We start from the raw sequence: 258 nt of genomic DNA, 5'->3' as shown, positions 1-258 counted from the left end.
GGCACCACACTCTCGACATGTCGGGTCAAGAGGCCGCTCGCTTCCATGTCGCGCAGAGTCTGGACCAGCATCTTCTTCGAGATGCCGGGCAGACTGCGCTGCAGCACACCGGTTCGGGCGGCGCCGGAATGTCGGCTGTGCAGCGTGTGCAGGATCATGCTGGTCCATTTGGTCGAGAACAGCTCCAGCACGCGGCGCGGCGCGCAGTCCTCGCGCCATTCGTGCTCGGGAGTCATGACTTCCATGGTGGTTACCTTC

At 63.6% G+C, this 258-nt stretch carries 1 protein-coding gene; it reads right to left on the bottom strand.

Annotation, left to right across the window (positions count from 1 at the left end):
- Positions 1–245 (bottom strand): winged helix-turn-helix transcriptional regulator (locus C5F48_RS24695; protein ID WP_146170805.1); only part of this gene is annotated, 245 nt, incomplete at its 3' end.
- Positions 246–258: the final 13 nt, after the last annotated feature.

This window comes from Cereibacter changlensis JA139 (assembly GCF_003034985.1).
In the GTDB taxonomy this organism is placed as follows: domain Bacteria; phylum Pseudomonadota; class Alphaproteobacteria; order Rhodobacterales; family Rhodobacteraceae; genus Cereibacter; species Cereibacter changlensis.
The sequence above is the reverse complement of the archived record's forward strand: the minus strand, read 5'-3'. Positions and strand labels throughout refer to the sequence as shown.